This is a genomic window from Rhodoferax lacus (assembly GCF_003415675.1).
Lineage (GTDB): Bacteria > Pseudomonadota > Gammaproteobacteria > Burkholderiales > Burkholderiaceae_C > Allorhodoferax > Allorhodoferax lacus.
The window spans coordinates 1-18,326 of sequence record NZ_QFZK01000007.1; the positions used below are offsets into that span (position 1 = coordinate 1).

An 18,326-nucleotide genomic window follows, 5' to 3' on the forward strand; every position below is an offset into this window, starting at 1 on the left:
TATTCGCCACGGTGCTCCTGCACCATGCGCACTGCACGTTCGCGGACTTCGGGGGAAAACTTCGTTGACTTTCTCATGGCTCCATCTTCTCAAATGTTGGAGCCTCCTCAAAACCCGGGGCGATTCAGTAGTTCATTCGCTAAATTCTGATGACGGGCGAAAGCTTCCCGAACCGTGGAAATCTGCGTGGAGACTTATTGAAGAGTTTTGGCGTGATCCAGCCACTGACTCGCGGCTCGATGTAAGTGAGTACGAAATTAGTTCGAGACTTTCAGATGGCGAGCTGTCAGGATCCGCAATTCAGGACATAGTTGAGCTGGTTGCTCCGCGCCTGCACTTGGAGATTCACTCTCGCTCTTTCTCTGGCCGGTCTATCAGAAGGCGGAAGCCGAAGCAGGCGAACGACTTGTTTTCGATCCGCTTAGCAAGCGGAAAGGCCGTTGATCTAAACGTTATCAAGTTGTCCGAGATTGCGAGCCAACCATTCATATATTCACTCTGCATTGCCCTGTTGGCAGCAGTTGAAAGGGGACTGGATATTGCTAAACGGACTGGTTGGGATGGGGGATATGAGACTTGGCGTCTTGGCCAACTCAATCGGGTTTATACGGCCTCAGGTACTGCCGAAGACGGCCCGAATACCGAGCTGGACGAATTTCACGAAGGTATTGCTCCCTCGGTGAAGCTGCTCTATGCAGCGTTGGATCGGCTTCTTGAATTGGATGCCTTTGCAGCTCGTGAGATTGCTTATAGCTGGCGCAATTCATCATCGCCAGTGTTTGTTCGTCTTTGGGCTGCACTTGCCCGGGACCTTCGGTTCGCTTCACCCGAGGATGTCGCCGACTTTCAGCTGAATTCGATGGACGATCTGTTCTGGGGAATTCAGTACTTTCCTGAGATCGCCGAGCTTAGGGCTCGCCGATTTCGAGACCTCTCTGAGTTTGAGCAGATTGCAATTTCAGACCGCATCAAGAATATGCCACCAAGAAGGGTGTGGCCACATATGCCCCCAGGCGAAGCCTTCAAGCGCGAACAACAACTAGCGGCAGTCCAAGAGCTGATGCGGATCTTGGCAGCAGAAGGAAGATTGGATGAAGGTACCAAGAACTGGCTAGACGATAAGAGATCGAAAGTGCAGGCTTCTGACACGGATGCAGGGCTTGAGTCGGGATTTCCTGCTGCGACCGGAGTTCATCGGCTGCAAAGCGATCCAGACCCTCAATTTGACTTGCTCGACGGAGAAGGCCGACTGGATGCCTTGGCGATAGCACTCACATCACCGCGAATCAGCTGGGATTCGGACCCAGCTGAACGAGCTGCCAATTGGTTAAGACAGCCGCAAAGTGTGGAGCAGATCCTTCGTGACTTGGAGTCTTCGAAGGATCCTCGACGTGGTTCAGCTCCACTTTGGGAGCGCCTTGGTTGGGCACATTCCCCTCAAAGTGTTGGTGGTGATCGCGATCTTGCAGTTGAGGCTGAACGTGTCCTTATTTTGTTGGAGGCCGTACCCGACGACATAATTGAACGAGCGATTGAAGGCTTAGCGCAGTGGCTGTCTAGCTGGGAGCGTCAAGTTGTTGTTTCTAAGCGTGGGCGCGTGACATGGAATCGCATTTGGCCATATGCGGTGAAGGCAACAAACGCACGACGTAGTGCGGAGGGTCAGTCAGATTTAAGTACATCAGGGTCACAAGTTGGCGACGCCGCACCCATGGATTTGGACACACTCAACACGCCAGCAGGCAAGTTGATTGGCGTATTTCTGGCCGGCTGCCCTCGACTAGTGGAGGGCAGCCGGCCTTTTGCCGCTGGCACACCGTTACGCTTGATGCGGGACTTGATCATTGAATCAAACGGAAGATCCAAGCTGATCGCTTTGTATCGGCTGATCGAGACGTTCGCGTACTTTCTCAACGCAGATAGACAGTGGACAAAACGGACGCTTGTTCCTCCTCTGCTTCGTCCAGATGACGAGTCCAGAGTTTTATGGAGAGCAGTCGCTCGCCGCTTTCAGTTTGTCGATGTGATCAAGGCGTTGGGGAAGGAGATGTTGCGGCGCTCAACTGATCTGGGGATTTCCCGGGAGAGTCGTCAGATATTCGCAATGGACCTTGTCATAGAGTGTTTGCAATCAAATCTGGAATCTCGCAAACCTGCTATCGATGTTGGCGCCGTTCAGCAGATGCTTCGATCGGTTGAAGATGAGGTTCGGGCCAATGTTGCTGGCGTACTAACTCGGTTCGTCAACGACGTTGCTAATGCCAAGAAAGCCGCGCATTCTGCTAGCGAAGTTTTTGAGCGTGCAGTCTTTCCATTTTTGAAGGTCATTTGGCCGCAGGAGTCATCGCTTTCCACGCCCGGCGTTAGCAAGGCCTTTGCCGCGCTCCCTGCCGCGTCGAAAGAGGCATTCGCAACTGCAGTTGATGCTGTAAGTCGCTTTCTCGTTCCTTTTGATGCATGGTCAATGATTGACTACGGCCTTTACGGCGATAGCGAAGGCAGACAAAAGTTATTGATTGTCGATGACGCTGTTAAGGCACGGGCGTTTCTAAAACTTCTCGATAAGACAATTGCCTCTGGCGATCGAGTTGTCGTGCCACATCAGCTAGGCGTTGCCCTGGCCCATATTCAAAAGCTGTCGCTAGAACTAAACGACCTTAGTAGTTTCAGGCGATTGGCAGCGTTGGCGCGCAGGTAGCGAATACTTGTTTCTTTCTGGGTTCTGCCGACCTCGTGGCTGTACTTCGATGAAGGTCTGCTTTCGCGACCATCAGTTGTCCGCACCTTGGGCTGGCTTTGGTGTTTCAGTCTCTCAGCCGCCAAACTCGAACGACAGCAGTTAACCTGTAGCGAAAGTCATGTGGCGACTAACCGATTTCGCAATTACTCCAAATTCACAACTCCGAAGCGGTCATTGGCGAATGTCCGCAATTGGTCCAAAACATATACGGTCAGATCACATCAGCGATCTATTGAAAACAGGTTCCGACGAGTGCCCAATAAAAAACAGCCGCGAAGGCGGCTGTTTTTGCATCAAGTGAGAATTTTTGCAATCTTTCTGAGACCCTACAAACTCAAATATCAATATTCCCTGCCCGCAGTGCATTGGTCTCAATGAACTCGCGGCGCGGCTCCACCTCATCGCCCATCAGCATGGTGAACACGCGATCGGCTTCGATGGCGTCGTCGATCTGCACGCGCAGCAGGCGGCGCACGGTGGGGTCCATGGTGGTTTCCCAGAGTTGCGCGGGGTTCATCTCGCCCAAACCCTTGTAGCGCTGGCGGCTGGTGGCTCCCTCGGCCTGGGTCAGCAGCCAGGCCATGGCTTCGCGGAAGTCGTTGACCTTTTCTTCCTTCTGGCGCTCGCCCTCGCCGCGCATGACGCGCGCGCCTTCGGACAGCAGGCCCTTGAAGGTGTCGGCCGCATCGGCCAGGGCCTTGTAGTCGGCGCCGTGCACAAAGTCCTGCGTGAGCACGCTGCTCTTCACATTGCCGTGGTGGCGGCGGCTGATGCGCAGAATGGGTTTGTCGGTGCGCACGTCAAACTCACCAGCCACTTCGGCATCGGGCAACTTGGCCTGCAGGGCGGCGGCGGATACTTCGGCGTCGGCCACGGTGTCCAGGTTCAGCGCCACGCCATCGGCCACGCTGCGCAGGGCTTCGGCATCCATGAAGTTTTTCAGGCGCGCAATCACGGCCTGGGCCACCTGGTGCTTGCGTGCCAGCTCGGAGAGCGTCTCGCCGTTGAGCGTGCTGCCGTTGGGGCCACCGGTGTAGACCGAGGCGTTGACCAGCGCGATGCGCAGCAGGAAGTTGTCCAGGTCGCCCGCACCTTGCAAATACAGCTCTTCCTTGCCGGCCTTGACCTTGTACAGAGGGGGCTGCGCAATGTAGATGTGGCCGCGCTCCACCAGCTCGGGCATCTGGCGGTAGAAGAAGGTCAGCAGCAGGGTGCGGATGTGGGCGCCGTCCACGTCGGCGTCGGTCATGATGATGATGCGGTGGTAGCGCAGCTTGGCCACATTGAAGTCGTCGTTGCCGGTGGTGCCGCCGGCCTTGCCAATGCCGGTGCCCAGGGCCGTGATGAGCGTCAGGATTTCGTTGCTGGTCAGCAGCTTTTCGTAGCGGGCTTTTTCCACGTTCAGGATCTTGCCGCGCAGGGGCAGGATGGCCTGGAATTTGCGGTCGCGGCCCTGCTTGGCAGAGCCGCCGGCGGAGTCACCCTCGACGATGTAGATTTCGCAGCCCGCCGGGTCTTTTTCCTGGCAGTCGGCCAGCTTGCCGGGCAGGCCCATGCCGTCGAGCACACCCTTGCGGCGCGTCATGTCGCGGGCCTTGCGGGCGGCTTCGCGGGCGCGGGCGGCTTCGATGATCTTGCCGACAATGATCTTGGCGTCGTTGGGGCGCTCCTGCAGGTAATCAAACAGCAGTTTGCTCACAATGTCTTCCACCGGGCCGCGCACTTCGCTGCTGACAAGCTTGTCCTTGGTCTGGCTGCTGAACTTGGGCTCGGGCACCTTCACGCTGAGCACGCAGCACAGGCCTTCGCGCATGTCGTCGCCCGACACTTCGACCTTGGCTTTTTTGGCCAGCTCGCTGTCGTCAATGTATTTGTTGATCACGCGCGTCATGGCCGCGCGCAGGCCTGTGAGGTGGGTGCCGCCGTCGCGCTGGGGGATGTTGTTGGTGAAACACAGCACCTGCTCGTTGTAGCCGCTGTTCCACTGCATGGCCACTTCCACGCCGATGTTGGTGCCCTGGTCGCTCTGGCGGTCGCCCATGGCGTGGAACACATTGGGGTGCAGAACCGTCTTGCCCTTGTTGATGAAGTTCACAAAGCCCTGCACGCCACCGGCGCCGGCAAAGTCGTCTTCCTTTCCGCTGCGCTCGTCTTTCAGGCGGATGCGCACACCGTTGTTCAGGAAGCTGAGTTCGCGCAGGCGCTTGGAGAGGATTTCGTAATGGAAATCGTTGTTCTCTTTGAAGATCTCGGTGTCGGGCAAAAAGTGCACTTCGGTGCCACGCTTTTCGGTCTCGCCAATCACCTTCATGGGCGAGACTTCCACGCCGTTCACGGTTTCCACCAGGCGGTTCTGCACAAAGCCCTTGCTGAACTCCATCACATGCACCTTGCCGTCGCGGCGGATGGTCAGGCGCAGCATTTTGGAGAGCGCATTCACGCAGCTCACGCCCACACCGTGCAGACCACCAGAGACCTTGTAGCTGTTCTGGTTGAACTTGCCGCCTGCATGCAGCTCGGTGAGGGCAATCTCGGCAGCCGAGCGCTTGGGCTCGTGCTTGTCATCCATCTTCACGCCGGTGGGGATGCCGCGGCCGTTGTCCACCACGCTGATGGAGTTGTCGGAGTGGATGGTGACCAGGATGTCATCGCAGTGGCCGGCCAGCGACTCGTCAATGGAGTTGTCCACCACCTCGAACACCAGGTGGTGCAGGCCGGTGCCATCCGACGTGTCGCCGATGTACATGCCGGGGCGCTTGCGCACCGCTTCCAGGCCTTCGAGGATCTGGATGGAGCCTTCGCCATAGGCCTCAGAGGCGCCGACCTGGTGTGCGTCGATGGTGGGCTGGAAGTTGGAGCTGTCGCTGCCGCCTTCCCCGGTGTGCACGGCCTCGGTGGAAGCGTTGTTTTCGGGGGTAGTTTGGGGCTTGTTGTTCTCAGTCATGGCTCTCATCTCTCACAAAATCTCAATCTCTGGAATGACCAAACCCCCGCAGGGCGGGGGTTTGTCTCGGTGCGTGCCGGGCGGTGTGCTACCTCAGATCCGCATCGGCATCACCACGTACTTGAAGGTGGCGTTGTCGGGGATGGTGAACAGCGCCGAGCTGTTGCCGTCTGAGAGCTCGATGGACACCATGTCCTGGCTCATATTGGCCAGGGCGTCGATCAGGTAGGTGACGTTGAAGCCGATCTCAATGCTGTCGCCACCGTAGTCGATGTCGAGCTCGTCCACGGCTTCTTCCTGCTCGGCATTGTTGGAGGCCACGCGCAAGGATCCGGGGTCGATGTTCAGGCGCACGCCCTTGAACTTGTCACTGGTCAGGATGGCGGTGCGCTGCAGGGTGGACAGCAGGGCAGCGCGGCCCAGGGTGATCATGTTTTTGTGGTTCTTGGGGATGACGCGGTTGTAGTCGGGGAACTTGCCTTCGACCAGCTTGGTCACAAACTCCATGCCCTCAAAGCTGAACTTGGCCTGGTTGTTGGCGAACTGCATCTCGATGGCACCATCGGCGTCGCTCAAGAGGCGCTGCAGCTCGATCACGGTCTTGCGTGGCAGGATCACTTCCTGCTTGGGCACTTCCACATCCAGCGTGGCCGACGCAAAGGCCAGGCGGTGGCCGTCGGTGGCTACCAGGCTGAGCTGCTTGCCTTCGGCAACAAACAGAATGCCGTTGAGGTAGTAGCGGATGTCGTGCACGGCCATGGCGAAGGCCACCTGGCCCAGCAGGTCCTTCAGGGTCTTTTGCGGCACGCTGAACACAGGGCCGAAGTTGGCCGATTCCTGCACCAGCGGGAAGTCTTCGGCCTGCATGGTTTGCAGGGTGAATTTGCTCTTGCCACCCTTGAGGATGATCTTGCTCTGGCTGGACTCCAGCGACACGGTCTGGTCGGCTGGCATGGTGCGCAGAATGTCGATGAGCTTGCGCGCGCCAACGGTGGTGGTGAAGTTGCCGGTGTCGCCGCCCAACTCGGCGGTGGTACGGATCTGGATTTCCAGGTCGCTGGTGGTGAACTGGATCGAGGTGCCGACCTTGCGTAAAAGCACGTTGGCCAAAATCGGTAAGGTGTGACGCCGCTCTACGATACCTGCAACGGATTGCAGAACCGAGAGCACTTTGTCTTGCGTTGCCTTCAATACGATCATTTCAGTCTCTTTCAGAGTCGCTGTATGGGTGCCGCTGTCCGAATGAAGCTGCACCTTTGTTAATCCGCCATTTTCGCTGTTTTATGCAGCATTTACCGTCTTGTCATTGCTGTTTTTAGCAATCAACCCTTGAGCGTCTGCTCCAGAACGTGCAATTGCTGGTTCAGTTCGGTCATTTGCTGGCGCTCGCCGCCAATCTTGCGCACTGCGTGCAGCACCGTGGTGTGGTCGCGCCCACCAAACAGCTCGCCGATTTCCGGCAGGCTCTTTTGTGTCAGTTCCTTGGCCAGGTACATGGCGATCTGGCGCGGGCGGGCGATGCTGGCCGGGCGCTTCTTGGAATACATGTCGGCGACCTTGATCTTGTAATAGTCGGCCACCGTCTTCTGGATGTTTTCCACCGAGATCTGCCGGTTCTGGATGGACAGCAGGTCGCGCAGCGCTTCGCGCGCCAGGGCAATCGAGATTTCCTTCTGGTTGAAGCGCGAATAGGCCAGGATTTTGCGCAGTGCGCCTTCCAACTCGCGTACGTTGGAGCGCACGTTCTTGGCCACAAAAAACGCCACCTCTTCGGGCATTTCCGAGCCCTCCACGCGCGCCTTGTTGATCAGAATGGCCACCCGCATTTCAAGCTCAGGCGGCTCAATGGCCACCGTCAGGCCCGAGTCGAAACGCGAGACCAGGCGCTCATGGATGTCAGCCAGGCCCTTGGGGTAGGTGTCGCTGGTCATGACGATGTGGGACTTCTTGGTCAGCAGCGCCTCGAAGGCATTGAAGAACTCTTCCTGCGTGCGGTCCTTGTTGGCAAAGAACTGCACATCGTCAATCAACAGCAAATCGAGCGAGTGGTAACGCTCCTTGAATTCGTCAAAAGTCTTGCGCTGGTAGGCCTTAACCACATCAGACACAAACTGTTCTGCATGAATGTATAGAACTTTGCTGCCGGGCTTGTCTTCCAGCAGGCGGTTGCCCACCGCATGCATCAAGTGGGTCTTGCCCAAACCCACGCCACCATAGATGAACAGCGGGTTGTACAGGTGCCCCGGCATGGTGGCCACATGCATGGCCGCAGCGCGCGCCATGCGGTTGGCGGTGCCTTCCACCAGCGTCTCGAAAGTGAGCATGCTGTTGAGTCGGTTTTTGGGGGGAACCAGGGCCCGGTCTTCACCGATCTCTGCGGCTTCTTCAATCACCACTGATTCGGAGCTGGCAGCCACATACTGAGGCCTGGCAACGGTTTCCCGCGGAGTAATGGCTAACTCAATCAGTACCGGCTGGCCATACAGCTTCTCCAGCATGGCGGCAATGCGGCTGCTGTATTGGGCACGTACCCAGTCGAGCTTGAAGCGGTTGGCAACAAAGATCGTGACCCTGGAAAAGTCGTCCTGGACCTCGGCCTGCAGGGGCTTGATCCAGGTGTTGAATTGCTGTTCTGGCAGTTCCTGGGCCAGCTGGTCTATGCAGCTTTGCCACAGGCTTTGGCCTATGTCGCGTGCAGCCGTTTGCTGGCTGCTGGTGGGTTGTCCCGAGGTCATTCTTCTTCTCAGCTTCTGTGGATAGTTTTGGTTTGCTGTGCCCTCGATTGTAAATTATCAAAGGCTTATCCACATTTTTAAATCGGGCCCGTTGTTAGCGCTTTAGAATCGGAGTCACGCCCAAGGCCTTGCCGCGATTGAGAAAATTTGCCATAATCTTGGGTTTCCCTGATTGTTGTCGGGGTCCTGAGCGCAGATTCAAATCAGAGATTCAAAATGAAACGTACTTACCAACCTTCCAAAATTCGCCGCGCCCGTACCCACGGCTTTCTGGTCCGCATGAAGACCCGCGGCGGCCGCGCTGTGATCAATGCGCGCCGTGCCAAGGGCCGCAAGCGCCTGGCTGTCTAAGCCGACTCGTCTTTATTCTGATCGGCCATTGCTTGGGGCACTTGTTTTGTCTCCAGGCGTTTCAGTTCCGGTGTGCTCCAACGTGCAGCGATTGAAAACCCGGCCCCAGTTCCAGGCAGTTTTGTCCGGCAAAACGCTCGCCCGAACCACCCACTTTGCACTGCATTGTGCGGATCTGGTTCTGGAGACGCCCGCTGGAATGGGCCCCCAAGCCCCTCTCTTTTCGCATGCGTGCGTCTGGTTGGGTGCCATGGTGCCCAAGCGTTGGGCCAAGCGGGCCGTGACCCGCAACGCCATCAAGCGCCAGATCTATACCGTGAGTGCGCAGTTCGAACCGCATCTGGGCGTTGCCGCCCATGTGGTGCGTTTGCGCGCAGGTTTCGATCGCAAGCAGTTTGTCAGTGCCAGCTCGGAGCTTTTGAAGGCCGCCGTTCGGGCAGAGCTGCTGAGCCTGTTTGCGCGCGCCTGCCCGACTGCCGTGCCGGATGCTGGAGCGTCCGCATGATGCGACGCCTCTTGAGTGCCCTGGTGCGTGCCTACCGCCTGTTCCTGAGCCCCAGCCTGGGGTCGTCCTGCCGTTTTGAGCCGACCTGCTCGCTGTACGCGCTGCAGGCACTGGAGAAGCACGGCGCGGCCATGGGCTCGTATCTCACACTGGCACGCATTGCGCGTTGCCACCCCTGGTGTGCCGGAGGACTTGATCCGGTGCCCACTGCATCCCCGCGGCTGTTTGGCCGTCTGCTTTCCCCGTCTGAAAAGAAACCCTCATGAACGATATACGCCGCACCATTTTGTGGGTGATCTTTGGCTTTTCCATGGTGCTGTTGTGGGACCAGTGGCAGGTTTCCAACGGCAAGAAGGCCACTTTCTTCCCCGGCCCGGTCAGCCAGGCCAGTGCGCCAGCGGTGTCCAAACCGGCGGTTGACGCCTCCATTCCCGCCGCCGTGGTCGGTGCGGCAGTGCTGCCGGGTACGACTTCCGTGGCTGCGGCAGCGCCCGCAACGCCCAAGGAACGCTTTGAAGTCAGCACCGACGTGCTCAAGCTCACCCTGGACACCGAAGGCGGCTCCCTGGTGCGCGCCGAGTTGCTGAAGTACCCGGATGCCGAAGACAAGACCAAGAACGTGGTGCTGCTCGACGACAGCAAGGACCGCATTTACATGGCTCAGTCCGGCGTGGTGGCGGGCAACACCGGTGGCGCCTTTCCCACCCACAAGACCGTGATGACGGCTGCAGGTTCCCACTCCCTGGCCGATGGCCAGAACGAGCTGGTGCTCACCTTTACCTCTCCGGACGTGGGTGGCATCAAGCTGGTCAAGACCTACACCCTGCGCCGCGGTGCCTATGACATCGCCGTCAAGCACGAGCTGATCAACACTTCTTCTGCAGCCCAGTCGGCCCAGCTTTACTTGCAATTGGTGCGTGATGGCAACAGCCCTCCGGGCGGCTCTTCCTTCTACTCGACCTACACCGGCCCGGCCGTGTACACCGAGGCCAAGAAGTTCCAGAAGGTGGACTTTGCGGACATCAAGAAGAAGAAGGCCGATTTTGAGAAGTCCAGCACCAACGGCTATGTGGCCATGGTGCAGCACTACTTTGCCAGCGCCTGGATACTGCCCGACGGTGTGCAGCGCAACCTGTCCATGGACGCAGTGGACATTGGTGCCACGCTGGGTGACTGCTGCTACCGCGCCACCATGGTGGCTCCGCTGGAGCCGCTGGCTGCAGGTGCATCCAAGGTGGTGGAAGCCAAGCTGTTTGTGGGCCCGCAGGAAGAGAAAATGCTGGAGTCCCTCTCGCCCGGCCTGGAGCTCCTCAAGGACTATGGCCACCTGACGATTCTGGCCAAGCCCCTGTACTGGCTGCTCGACAAGCTGCACAGCTTTATTCAAAACTGGGGCTGGTCGATTGTGGCCCTGGTGCTGTTGCTGAAGATTGCCTTCTACTGGCTCAACGCCAAGGCCTACAGCAGCATGGCCAAGATGAAGGCCATCAACCCCAAGATCATGGAAATGCGTGAGCGCCTGAAAGACAAGCCGCAGCAGATGCAGCAGGAGATGATGCGTATCTACCGCGAGGAAAAGGTCAATCCCATGGGTGGATGCTTCCCCATCCTGATCCAGATCCCCGTATTCATTGCCCTGTACTCCGTGCTGCTGGCGACGGTGGAAATGCGCAATGCCCCCTGGGCGCTGTGGATCCATGACCTGTCGGCACCCGACCCGTACTACATCCTGCCGCTGTTCATGACGCTGACCACGCTGCTGCAGACTTCGCTGAACCCGGCCCCACCGGACCCCATGCAGGCCAAGATGATGTGGATCATGCCGCTGGCTTTCAGCGTGATGTTCTTCTTCTTCCCCTCGGGCCTGGTGATGTACTGGATCACCAACAACGTGCTGTCCATTGCCCAGCAGTGGATCATCAACACCCGCATGGGCGTGCCGCCCAAGTTCAGCCTGCCCAAGTTTTAAGCCAGCCCCCAGGGGCGCCACCAGCGCCTCGCCAGGGGGGCGATACTTCCCCTCTATGCTGCCCCGCCACCACGATCCCATTTTGGCCATTGCCACGGCGCCCGGCCGGGGCGCGGTGGGTATGGTGCGGGTCAGCGGCAAGGATTTAAAGCCCTTGGCGCTGGCCCTGTTTGGCCGCATGCTGCCGCCGCGTGAGGCCGTGTACCTTCCATTCTGTGATGCGGCAGGCATACCCATAGACCGCGGCCTGGCGCTCTACTTTGCGGCACCGCATTCCTTTACCGGTGAGGATGTGCTGGAGCTGCAGGCCCACGGTGGACCGGTGGTGCTGCAACTGCTGCTGGCGCGCTGCATGGAGGCCGCATCCCAACGGGACCCGCAAGCTGGCCAATTGGTCTTGCCCCATCTGCGCCTGGCCGCAGCCGGCGAGTTTTCCGAGCGGGCCTTTCTGAACGACAAAATCGACCTGACCCAGGCCGAAGCCATTGCCGACCTGATCGATGCCAGCACCGAGGCGGCGGCCCGCAGCGCCGCGCAATCCCTGTCGGGCGCCTTTTCCAAGGAAGTGCACGCTCTGCGCGATGCCCTGACCCGCTTGCGCATGTTGGTGGAGGCCACCCTGGATTTCCCGGAAGAGGAAATCGACTTCCTGCAAAAGGCAGATGCCAGCGGCCAGTTGGAGCGGATTCAAGCTGCGTTGCAGGCCGTGTTTGCCAGGGCATCGCAGGGCGCCCTGCTGCGGGAAGGCATACAGGTGGTCATTGCCGGCCAGCCCAATGCTGGTAAATCCTCCTTGCTCAATGCTTTGGCCGGGGCCGAGCTGGCCATCGTCACCCCCATTGCGGGCACCACCCGTGACCGCGTGCAGGAGACCATACAGATTGAGGGTGTGCCCATCCATGTGATTGACACAGCCGGACTGCGCGCCAGCGTGGACACGGTGGAGCTCATCGGCATAGAACGCGCCTGGGAGGCCATCACGGCTGCCGATGTCGTGCTGTTTCTGCATGACCTGACCCGCGCCGCAGAGCCGAGCTACCAGGCGGGTGACGTTGAAATCCGTTCCGCCCTGCAGCAAAAGCTGCCTTCCGGCGTGCCGGTGATCGACATCTGGAACAAGGCTGACGCTGTATCCACTGCGCTGCAGCCAGAAGGCATCACGCTGTCGGCCAAAACCGGGCATGGACTGGACGCCTTGCGGCAGGCCCTGCTGCAGGCAGCGGGTTGGCAGGCACCAGCAGGCGGAAGCTTCATCGCCCGCGAGCGCCATATCCAGGCCCTGCGGAGCGTGGACGCGCATTGCCGTGAGGCCGCGGCCCATCTGGCCTCCCAGGCGCAGGCCCTGGACCTGTTGGCCGAGGAACTGCGTCTGGCTCAGGGTGCCCTGAGTGACATCACCGGTGAGTTCAGTTCGGACGACTTGCTGGGTGTGATTTTTTCCCAATTTTGTATTGGCAAGTAATCTGGCCTACACTGGGCTTTGCTTGGTCACTCCCTCAAACATACATGTCTTTTTTACGCTGGTTTGGCAAAAAGGAAGCAAGCCCGGAGTCGGTACCGGAGCAAAGCTCGGACCTGGGCCAGGTAGACATCACCCTGCCCATCAACCGCCTGATGCATTTGCAGTTGCCCCCTGACAAGAGTGCCGATGTTGGCAGCCGCAGAAATGAACGTCTGGAGCGGCGTGAGCTTCTGTATGGTGTGGTGCGCGAATGCATGACGGCAACGGGCATCCTGTCGTCCACCTACAAATTCAAGGTGCTTTCGCTGGATTCCAGCGGCCGCAAGTACCTGATCATGGTGGACATTCCGCGTGAATTCATGTCCGGCCTCTCGCAATTTGCCGAGACAGAGGGTGCCATAGCCCGCAGTGCAAAGGAACGCTACGACATCCTGGTAACCGCGGTTTATTGGCGGGTCAACGAGGTGGTCAGCGCCGCAGGCGCAGGGCATGCTGCGCCACAGCCGCACCCGGCCGAACAAACCAGTCCAAGCCCGGCCCCGGCGGTGTCCCAAGCGGCCTCACCCTACGCGGAATTGCAAGCCGAAGAGGTGCTGGCTTTCAAGCGGGCGGTGGCCGCAGCGGCCAGCGGGGGCTTGCCGAGAAGTGAAACGCGCAAATCCGGGCGTCGCAATTCCGAACACGTGCCAGACTTCAGCAACACCGAACCTTTCGAGGCGCCTGCCCCATTGGGCCCCTCGCAGTTTGGCGGACTGACCTAAGGTAATTCCGCAACCCAGCGACCACGCCCTTAGTGGCCGGCAAAGTCCACCAGGGTGTAGAGCGGCAGGCCCGATTCCCGCAGCTTGGCCGAGCCACCGAGCTCGGGCAAATCCACAATGGCTGCCCCTTCCATCACATGGGCCCCCTGCCGCTCCAACAGGCGGCGCCCGGCCATCATGGTGCCACCGGTGGCAATGAGGTCATCAATCAAGAGCACACGTTGCCCCGGTTTGACAGCGTCAGTATGCAGCTCCACGGTGGCGCTGCCGTATTCCAGCTCATAGGTTTCCTCCACCGTGGTAAAGGGCAGTTTGCCCTTTTTGCGGATAGGAACAAAGCCCACATTGAGCTCATAGGCCACCACCGCGCCGATGATGAAACCGCGGGCATCCAGACCAGCCACCACATCCGGGCGCAGTGCCGGGTCCATGTAGCGGTGCACAAAGGCATCTATCAGCACACGGAACACCTTGGCGTCCTGCAACAGCGGCGTGATGTCGCGAAACTGCACGCCCGGGGCCGGCCAGTCCGGCACGGTACGGATGTGGTCTCGCAGGTACTGGTTCACGCTTTGGTATTGCATAGGATGGCCCCAAGGGCAGTGGTGGGTTGGAGGGATTGTGCCTTGTGCAGGAACTTCCTCACACTTTGAGCAAGCGTTGTTCGGCCAGCGCGAGTGCGTCGGCCATGCCAGACAAGACCAGGGTATCGCCGCCTTCGAGTTGCGTGGCGGCATGCGCTGTAAGGGGCGGGCCATGGCCGCGGCGCAAGCTCAGTACCCGCACGCCCAACTCGCCCAAAGCATAGGTAGACAGGGGACGGTTCTGCAATCCCGACAGGGGCGGCAGCGTCACGGTGGCCAGACGCTCATGCTGCAGTTCATCCACCGAATTGTCGTCGGCCCCGTGAAAGAAGCCGCGCAGCAGGTTGTAGCGCGCATCGCGCTGGTCCTGCACGATACGGATGACGCGGCGCATGGGCACACCCACCAGAGCCAGCGCGTGGCTGGCCAGCATCAGTGACCCCTCAATGGCTTCAGGCACCACCTCGGTAGCCCCCGCGGCCAGCAGCTTATCGAGACTATGGTCGTCCTGGGTACGCACGATTACCGGCACCTCCGGCGCGTGCGACTGGGTGCTGGCCAGCACTTTAAAGGCTGCCGCCTCGTCCAGATAGGTCACGACCACCGCCTTGGCGCGGGCCAGACCGGCCGCCATCAGCGCCTGCAAGCGGCCTGCGTCACCAAATACCACCGACTGACCGGCCGCTGCAGTCTGCCGCACCCGGTCCGGGTCCAGGTCCAGTGCCAGGTAGGGAATGCCTTCGGCTTCCAGCATGCGTGCCAGGTTTTGGCCACAGCGGCCAAAGCCGCAAATGATGACGTGGCCGCTCACGTTGATGGACTTGCGCGCAATCGTGGTCATTTGCAGCGACTGTTGCAGCCATTCGGTAGACACCAGCCGCATAACGATCTGGTTGCTGTACATGACGATGAACGGCGTCAGCACCATGGACAGCACCATGGCGGCCAGAATCGGGTTCAGCAGGGCTGGTGGCACCAGTGCATTCTCTTCTGCCAGGGTCAGCAGTACAAAGCCGAATTCCCCCGCCTGCCCCAGGTACAGGCCGGTGCGCAGGGCCACGCCGGTAGACGCTCCCAGGCCGCGCGAGAGGCTTGTGATCAGCGCCACTTTCAGCAGCGGCGGAATCAGCACCAGCAAGAGCACCAGGCCCCAGTTTTGCAGCACCAGGCGCCAGTCCAGCAGCATGCCGATGCCAATGAAAAACAGACCCAGCAGCACATCATGGAACGGGCGGATGTCGGTCTCCACCTGGTGCTTGTATTCGGTTTCTGAAATCAGCATGCCGGCGATAAAGGCCCCCAGTGCCAGGCTCAAGCCCGCCTGCTCCGTCAGCCAGGCCAGGCCTAGTGTTATGAACAGCAGGTTGAGCACAAACAGCTCATCGCTCTTGCGCCGTGCCACCACCGTCAGCCAGCGCCGTATCACATGTTGGCCACCCACCAGAAGCAGCGTAACCAACACCGTCGCCTTGAGTGCCGCCAGCGCCAAGGCCGCGAGCAGGTTTTCCGCCGAGGCGCCCAGTGCTGGTACCAGCACCAGCAAAGGGACCAGGGCCAGGTCCTGGAACAACAAGACGCCCATGACGCGTTTGCCGTGTTCCGATTCCAGTTCCAGGCGCTCTACCATCAGCTTGACCACGATTGCCGTGCTGCTCATGGCCAGCGCGGCAGACAGGGTCAGGGCTGCTTTCCAGTCCATGCCCCACAGGCCAGGCAGCAAACGGGCCAAGGTCACCATGACAACGGTGCCCACCAGCATGGTCAGCACCACCTGCAGCAGGCCCAGGCCCAGCACATGCTGGCGCATGGCGCGCAGCTTGGGCAGGTTGAACTCCAGTCCGATCACAAACATCAGAAACACCACACCAAACTCGCCCAGGTGCTGCACGGCTTCCACACTCTGGGACAGGGCCCGCGTGTTGGGACCGATGATGACTCCAACGCCCAGATAGCCCAGCATGGGCGGCAACTTGAGCAGGCGGCAGGCAACCACGCCCAGCACGGCAGCAAGCAAATACAAAAGGGCAATTTCCAGTCCGCTCATGCTTCGATACTAGCAAGTGCACCAGGGCAGTGAGGGGCTCTATAAAATGGCTGCATGACTGTCACCGCACCCCCGTCCTCCAACCGCCGCGCAGAACGCGCCATTGCCCTGGCCCAGGAGACGCTGGCCATCGAGGCCAACGCAGTGATGGAACTCAAGGGCCGCGTCGGCGTCTCCTTTGCCCAGGCTGTGGAAATGGTGCTGGCCATCCGGGGTCGCGTGGTGGTGATGGGCATGGGCAAGAGCGGCCACATTGGCCGCAAGATGGCTGCCACACTGGCCTCCACGGGCACGCCTGCCATGTTTGTGCACCCTGCCGAGGCCAGCCACGGCGACTTGGGCATGATCACCGCGCAAGACCTGGTACTGGCCATTTCCAACAGCGGCGAGTCCCAGGAAATGGCAGTCTTGTTGCCAGTGCTCAAGCGTTTGGGTGCACCCTTGATTGCCATGACCGGCAACGCCCAAAGCACCATGGCCCAGCATGCCGACTTGTGGCTCGACAGCGCGGTATCCAAAGAGGCTTGCCCGCTGAATCTGGCGCCCACTGCCAGCACCACAGTCCAAATGGCGCTGGGTGACGCGCTGGCCGTCGCCCTGCTGGACGCACGGGGGTTCCGGGCCGAGGACTTTGCCCGCTCCCATCCCGGTGGCGCGCTGGGCCGCAAACTGCTGACCCATGTCAGTGATGTCATGCGCAGTGGCGATGCTGTGCCCAAGGTTACGCCCGACGCCCGCTTCAGCGATTTGATGCGCGAGATGAGCGCAAAAGGCCTGGGCGCAGCGGCCATCGTCGACGCTTCAAACCAGGTGCTGGGCATATTTACCGATGGAGATTTGCGCCGCCTGGTCGAGCAGGGACGTGACTTGCGTGACAGCGTGGCGGCCGATGTCATGCACACCGGTCCCAAGACGATAGGCGTGCTGGCGCTGGCGGTGGAGGCCGCCGACCTGATGGAGCGCAACCGCATCAACAGTGTGCTGGTGCTCGATGCCGATGGGCGCTTGTGCGGCGCTGTCAGCAGCAATGATCTGATGCGGGCCAAGGTCATCTGATGGCGCCCGCTCTCCGGTTTGATCCGGCCTTGCTTCTCAAGGCCCAAGGCATCAAGGTGGTCTTCTTTGATGTGGACGGTGTGCTCACCGATGGCGGTCTGCTGTATTCCGAAAGCGGCGAGACCCTCAAACGCTTCAACACCCTTGACGGCCACGGGTTGAAGCTGCTGCAAAAGGCCGGCATTACCCCCGCAGTGATATCCGGGCGCGATTCCAAGCCGCTGCGCAAACGGCTCGAAGCGCTGGGCGTAGTGAACACGCATTTCGGTACCGAAGACAAGGCACCTGCCGCAGGGAAGACTCTGGCGGCATTGGGCCTGGACTGGAGCCAGGCGGCTGCCATGGGAGATGACTGGCCGGACCTGCCCTTGCTAAGCCGTGCCGCTTTCGCCTGTGCACCTGCCAATGCGCACGTTGAAGTGCTGGCTTCGGCGCACTACGTTACAAGGGCTGCGGGCGGCTCCGGTGCGGTACGCGAGCTCTGCGACCTGCTGCTGGTCGCCAGTGGACGCTATGTGGATTTGCTTGCGGAGTACAGCCGCTGATGGGCCGGGGGCAGACCTTTGTCAGTGAGGCCTGGGACCGCTTTTTGCTGTACCTGCCTCTGGCCTGCATGGCGGTGCTGGCCTTGGGCAGCTACTGGGTGGTGCGCAGTACACCGTCGGTGCAGTCCGTGGAGCCAGCGCGCGTGCAACGCCATGACCCGGACTACTTCATGGACGGGTTTTCGGTCAAAACCTTTGATGCCAATGGTCACATGCGCAGCGAGGTCACGGGCGACAAGGTGCGCCACTACCCCGACACCCAATGGCTGGAAATCGACGGCATTTACATCCGCTCCTTTGATGCCAAGGGGAATCTCACCACCGCTTCGGCTGACCGCGGGCTGACCAACGAAGACGGCTCGGAAGTGCAACTCATGGGCCATGCGCTGGTGGTACGGGAGTCCGGCGCGCAAAATGGCGAAGCACCCAGCCCCAGCCTGCAGTACCGCAGTGAGTTTTTGCATGCCTTCATGAACACCGAAAGGCTCAAATCCCACAAGCCCGTGGAACTGCAGCGCGGCAGCGACCGGTTCACCGCAGACTCTCTGGATTTTGACAACGTAGAGCAGGTGCTGCAGCTTCAGGGCAGGGTACGCGGTACCCTGGTGCCAAAGCCGCAGCGCTAGTTGG

Annotated in this window: 15 protein-coding genes; 10 read left to right on the forward strand and 5 right to left on the reverse strand. The window is 59.9% G+C overall.

The window, feature by feature from the left end; all coding sequences use genetic code 11:
- Positions 1 to 406: 406 nt before the first annotated feature.
- Positions 407 to 2,698, forward strand: a complete 2,292-nt coding sequence (locus DIC66_RS22910) for a hypothetical protein (RefSeq protein WP_147321302.1) — start codon at positions 407 to 409, stop codon at positions 2,696 to 2,698.
- A 376-nt stretch (positions 2,699 to 3,074) separates the two neighbouring features.
- Here DIC66_RS22910 and gyrB read toward each other — a convergent pair whose 3' ends face one another.
- From gyrB to dnaA, 3 genes are all read right to left on the reverse strand, one after another.
- On the reverse strand, positions 3,075 to 5,684 hold the full coding sequence (gene gyrB, locus DIC66_RS12350; RefSeq protein ID WP_199534734.1) for a DNA topoisomerase (ATP-hydrolyzing) subunit B: 2,610 nt from the start codon (positions 5,682 to 5,684) through the stop codon (positions 3,075 to 3,077).
- 93 nt (positions 5,685 to 5,777) lie between these two features.
- Positions 5,778 to 6,884, reverse strand: coding sequence for a DNA polymerase III subunit beta (gene dnaN, locus DIC66_RS12355; RefSeq protein WP_117177626.1), 1,107 nt, complete (start codon positions 6,882 to 6,884; stop codon positions 5,778 to 5,780).
- Between the two features lie 122 nt (positions 6,885 to 7,006).
- A complete protein-coding gene (gene dnaA, locus DIC66_RS12360) occupies positions 7,007 to 8,419 on the reverse strand; it encodes a chromosomal replication initiator protein DnaA (RefSeq protein WP_117177628.1) in 1,413 nt (470 codons plus the stop codon).
- Positions 8,420 to 8,635: 216 nt separating this feature from the next.
- Here dnaA and rpmH point away from each other — a divergent pair, with 216 nt between their 5' ends.
- The 6 genes from rpmH to DIC66_RS12390 all read left to right on the forward strand — a co-directional run bounded on the left by rpmH (position 8,636) and on the right by DIC66_RS12390 (position 13,467).
- On the forward strand, positions 8,636 to 8,770 hold the full coding sequence (rpmH, locus tag DIC66_RS12365) for a 50S ribosomal protein L34 (protein WP_006299042.1): 135 nt from the start codon (positions 8,636 to 8,638) through the stop codon (positions 8,768 to 8,770).
- A gap of 82 nt (positions 8,771 to 8,852) precedes the next feature.
- Positions 8,853 to 9,275: a ribonuclease P protein component gene (locus DIC66_RS12370; protein WP_117177929.1), complete on the forward strand. Its 423-nt coding sequence runs from the start codon at positions 8,853 to 8,855 to the stop codon at positions 9,273 to 9,275.
- A complete protein-coding gene (gene yidD / locus DIC66_RS12375) occupies positions 9,272 to 9,541 on the forward strand; it encodes a membrane protein insertion efficiency factor YidD (RefSeq protein ID WP_117177630.1) in 270 nt (89 codons plus the stop codon). The genes DIC66_RS12370 and yidD overlap by 4 nt, the downstream gene beginning before the upstream one ends.
- A complete protein-coding gene (gene yidC, locus DIC66_RS12380) occupies positions 9,538 to 11,244 on the forward strand; it encodes a membrane protein insertase YidC (RefSeq protein WP_117177632.1) in 1,707 nt (568 codons plus the stop codon). Before yidD ends, yidC begins: the two co-directional genes overlap by 4 nt.
- 55 nt (positions 11,245 to 11,299) lie before the next feature.
- Positions 11,300 to 12,706: a tRNA uridine-5-carboxymethylaminomethyl(34) synthesis GTPase MnmE gene (gene mnmE, locus DIC66_RS12385; protein ID WP_117177634.1), complete on the forward strand. Its 1,407-nt coding sequence runs from the start codon at positions 11,300 to 11,302 to the stop codon at positions 12,704 to 12,706.
- A gap of 44 nt (positions 12,707 to 12,750) precedes the next feature.
- Entirely contained in the window at positions 12,751 to 13,467 is a 717-nt protein-coding gene (locus DIC66_RS12390) for a hypothetical protein (protein WP_117177636.1), read from the forward strand.
- Positions 13,468 to 13,496: 29 nt separating this feature from the next.
- Here the strand turns inward: DIC66_RS12390 and DIC66_RS12395 are convergent, their stop codons facing one another.
- The gene (locus tag DIC66_RS12395; protein WP_117177638.1) at positions 13,497 to 14,051 is read right to left on the reverse strand and encodes an adenine phosphoribosyltransferase; all 555 of its coding nucleotides are present in this window, start codon (positions 14,049 to 14,051) and stop codon (positions 13,497 to 13,499) included.
- A 58-nt stretch (positions 14,052 to 14,109) separates the two neighbouring features.
- The gene (locus DIC66_RS12400; protein WP_117177640.1) at positions 14,110 to 16,095 is read right to left on the reverse strand and encodes a cation:proton antiporter domain-containing protein; all 1,986 of its coding nucleotides are present in this window, start codon (positions 16,093 to 16,095) and stop codon (positions 14,110 to 14,112) included.
- A 54-nt stretch (positions 16,096 to 16,149) separates the two neighbouring features.
- Between DIC66_RS12400 and DIC66_RS12405 the strand changes: the two genes are divergently transcribed.
- From DIC66_RS12405 to lptC, 3 genes are read left to right on the forward strand one after another with little or no spacing between them, the layout of a single operon-like run.
- Positions 16,150 to 17,151 (forward strand): KpsF/GutQ family sugar-phosphate isomerase, encoded by a 1,002-nt coding sequence (locus DIC66_RS12405; RefSeq protein WP_117177642.1) that lies wholly within the window; start codon positions 16,150 to 16,152, stop codon positions 17,149 to 17,151.
- On the forward strand, positions 17,151 to 17,696 hold the full coding sequence (locus tag DIC66_RS12410; RefSeq protein WP_117177644.1) for a KdsC family phosphatase: 546 nt from the start codon (positions 17,151 to 17,153) through the stop codon (positions 17,694 to 17,696). Before DIC66_RS12405 ends, DIC66_RS12410 begins: the two co-directional genes overlap by 1 nt.
- Entirely contained in the window at positions 17,696 to 18,322 is a 627-nt protein-coding gene (gene lptC, locus DIC66_RS12415; protein WP_117177646.1) for an LPS export ABC transporter periplasmic protein LptC, read from the forward strand. Before DIC66_RS12410 ends, lptC begins: the two co-directional genes overlap by 1 nt.
- Positions 18,323 to 18,326 lie beyond the last annotated feature (4 nt).